4 protein-coding genes are annotated in these 3,248 nt (G+C 41.3%); all 4 read left to right on the top strand.

All coding sequences use genetic code 11. The annotated features are described in order from the left end of the window. The first annotated feature begins 174 nt into the window (after positions 1 to 174). The 4 genes from CLV58_RS27840 to CLV58_RS27830 all read left to right on the top strand — a co-directional run bounded on the left by CLV58_RS27840 (position 175) and on the right by CLV58_RS27830 (position 2,857). Positions 175 to 750: a site-specific integrase gene (locus CLV58_RS27840; protein ID WP_106141116.1), complete on the top strand. Its 576-nt coding sequence runs from the start codon at positions 175 to 177 to the stop codon at positions 748 to 750. Between the two features lie 31 nt (positions 751 to 781). Then, a complete protein-coding gene (locus tag CLV58_RS28235; RefSeq protein WP_146141575.1) occupies positions 782 to 1,144 on the top strand; it encodes a hypothetical protein in 363 nt (120 codons plus the stop codon). Between the two features lie 80 nt (positions 1,145 to 1,224). After that, a complete protein-coding gene (locus CLV58_RS27835; RefSeq protein ID WP_106141115.1) occupies positions 1,225 to 1,743 on the top strand; it encodes a hypothetical protein in 519 nt (172 codons plus the stop codon). A gap of 139 nt (positions 1,744 to 1,882) precedes the next feature. Continuing rightward, positions 1,883 to 2,857, top strand: coding sequence for a hypothetical protein (locus CLV58_RS27830; RefSeq protein WP_106141114.1), 975 nt, complete (start codon positions 1,883 to 1,885; stop codon positions 2,855 to 2,857). The last annotated feature ends 391 nt before the right edge of the window (positions 2,858 to 3,248 follow it).

Genomic DNA, 3,248 nt, shown 5'->3' with positions numbered 1-3,248 from the left:
GCAACTCGCTACGAAAAGACCGCTACCAGCTTTTTAGCGATGGTCTATTTGGCGTCAAGCATGATATTGTTACTGTGAATGTCCACAGGCTCTAGGCCAACTCAAAACGTTTTGTATCTGGTACACCAAGCCCGGCCGTAAGCGGTTCGACGTTAGCCCCGCTGCCGGGAACTGGTGCCGAAAGTCGAAAGCGAGATTCACGAACCTTACAGCGATGAGCAGGCCCGGCGAATCTTCCGGCTGATTGAGCACTACGACGATTACCCCCTGTTACTGTTCATTTACTTCATTCACTACACATTTGCCCGGCCGGGTAAAGAGGTTCGGCTAATGAAGGTAGGGGACTTGAAAGACCGATCAGTACGTATACAGCCGGGCCGGTCTAAAACCAAGATCACCAAAACTCCCACTTTGGCTAAACCCCTTGCGGACTTGCTGGACGAGATGGGTATTCGTAATTACCCAGTTGATTACTACGTATTTGGTAAAGGGGGGAAACCGGGGCCGGAACCTGTCGGCAAGAACTATTTCTACCACCGGCATAGGCAGATACTTGACGACCTGCGGATAGTTGGAAAATACACCGTCTACGGCTGGAAACACACCGGCAACATCAAAGCCATTCGTCTAGGTATCCACTCCAAAAAACTGCAACAGCAGAACGGCTTTACCGAGTCTCGTACGATGGACATATACACACGTCGGTTAGCCGCCTTTGTCGACGAAGAGATTTACGAAAAGTTTATTTAATCAATTCTCCACAATTCAACACGTTCAACCAATGAAGAATCAATTCCTATTGCCAATTGCAGTACTTAGCTTTTTAGTTGGTGGCTGCAAAAAAGAGGCTGTAGACCCAAGAGATAGGTATATAGGACGCTTCAACGTCGTGGGTAATACATCGTCGTATCAACTTGAGTCATCGGTAAAACCGTCTTGTTCTAGTGCCAACGATGTCCTTATTATCACAAAGGGTACATCACAAAAAGAGTTAGTTCTATCTTTTTCAAAAAACCGGCTAACTGCAACTGTGTCGGAAAATGGTTTCTTTATGCCACCACAAGCCCAAGAAGCCACCGCCACGAACGGGACAAAATTCTACTACAATTACTGGTTCAGGCATTTACGACGGGACCACACTTGATGCTGTTGTTACGATGAATGCAACCGTATCGGGCGTTAAGGTTCGGGAGGTAACAGTTATGAAGGGTAGCAAACAATAGTATGAGTCAGTTACTATACATCGCTACAATTGCTCTTGCTGTATATTCATTCGGATGTGACTCAGGGAAGTCAGATGAGCAAAAACAGATAGAAAATCTACAATCGCAGGTTGCAACGCTGAACAACCGTATACAGGAGAATCAGGAAAAACAGCAGGCTGAACAGCAACAGAAAGATGAGCAACAACGGTTAGTGGCCGAACGTGAGCAGGAACAGACTGCAAAGCAGCAGTTGACTGAAAAGTTGAATAACATACTGGTTGTCGTTGATGACTATGATTCAGACGGTATAGGGCATCTGTTCAATATCAACTTGAAACTGGATAATCCTACCGATCTACAATTTAATTACGTGGCGATCGACGTAACCTATGTCAAAGCCAATAAGGACGTTTATAAAACTGAGCGAGTCTACATCTACAACGTAGACCCCTATTCCGTTCGGATGCAGCCAGCGCCTGAGAGCAACAGAGGGGTAGACTTGTATGCCAGCATTACCGATTATCAGATCAAACCTTAATTGTCTGTAAACGAAATTCTATGCACCAGAACAAGAGCCGCCAGCCGATATTAGGCTAATCCCCCCGTTCTGATTGCATAGAATTTCAGCGTTATTATTTATATTAAGCGTACTTAATGCAATAGACACAATAAGCACTATGTATTCAAACGACATTTTATCATATTCTATCAGGAGAAGACTGCCTCAAGAGTTACTTTTGCCATATTTCGACACAGATAGAATAAATATAGACTTTAATAAAGTAATATTATCAGGGTCAAAAGGAGAGCCGGACAAAACGTTTTTTAATGTAAAAGAATTATATATTGAAAAATGTAAAGATAATGAAGAGTGGTATGCATTCTGGCTTACTGCAAATATTGAATATATAAATAAAGGCAAGGGGAAACTTGCAAGTGATTACTTGGTAACTGTTGAACAAAATGCTTACAGCCAAGAAACATGGAAAACTTGGCAAGCGATATTAGGTGATAATTACGACGTATTTATATTTATTTGTTTACGAATAATAAAATATATAAATTGGAAGAAAAATAGAAATGAATATTATGATAGTTCTTCCTTTGATTTGTATGTACAGATATTTTGCAATCTCAATGATAGATTAATTTCTTACAGATATACGACGAGATATATTTTATCTACGAAAGTTTGTGAAGTTGAGCACGAAATAGAAAATGTTACAGAAATAGATTTTGATGATATGTTCCACCTTATACAGAGTAAGAGCAATCTTATACTTATAAGAGAATTACTGGTTGAAGCTGGTAAGTTGAGTCACTTTGGATCATATAGAAGTGCTTATTTAGTGGCTTATCTTTCATTAGAAATAGCTACAAAGGAATTGATAAAAACTGCAAAGCCAGGTGCAGAGTATCTAATCAACGAAGCACAATTGCCACCTTTAGTTAAATTATATAAGAATTTTATTGACAAGGATATAGTAAAAGTTATTGAAACAAACCAGTATAATGACTTAAAAAATATAGCAGAAGCTAGGAATGATATTGCGCATAAAGGTAGGGATATTTCAAGGATGAATTTTGATAGAGACTTTTCATTTATCATTCAATGGGTATGTAGGATAGAGAAATTCTTAGGAAAAGAATAAACTGTCCTAGATGAGAAAAAGCATTTGTTCAATTATGCAAACCCGGTCAAGCGACCGGGTTTGCATAATCTGCCGTAACTAGATTAACCCTACTTCTGTACTGCCTGTTGCTCGTTAAGCCGGTTGAAGTCGACCGGTAGGCTTGAGATTGCCCCGGCTACCGTTCCGGCCGTTGTCAGGATGCCGCCGATTGTCGCCAGCAATGGCAGAACAGGGGGCGCTAAAAGCGCTCCACCAACAGCAGCCGCAACGATGCTGATAGTCCGTAAGGTCTGGAAAATCTTCGGTTTGGGGGCTGACCTCCACCCACAAAACTGGACCAGCCTAAAGTAGAGAGTTCGGGCGATTTTTCGGTAATTAAATAACCAAACAATCGCTTATGAAAAAGAGC

It is taken from the genome of Spirosoma oryzae (genome assembly GCF_003002825.1).
GTDB classification, from domain to species: domain Bacteria; phylum Bacteroidota; class Bacteroidia; order Cytophagales; family Spirosomataceae; genus Spirosoma; species Spirosoma oryzae.
The sequence above is the reverse complement of the archived record's forward strand: the minus strand, read 5'-3'. Positions and strand labels throughout refer to the sequence as shown.

Coding starts and splice junctions, on each gene's coding strand:
- CLV58_RS28235 (WP_146141575.1), top strand. CDS start 782: ATGAAGAATCAATTCCTATTGCCAATTGCAGTACTTAGCTTTTTAGTT.
- CLV58_RS27835 (WP_106141115.1), top strand. CDS start 1,225: ATGAGTCAGTTACTATACATCGCTACAATTGCTCTTGCTGTATATTCA.
- CLV58_RS27830 (WP_106141114.1), top strand. CDS start 1,883: ATGTATTCAAACGACATTTTATCATATTCTATCAGGAGAAGACTGCCT.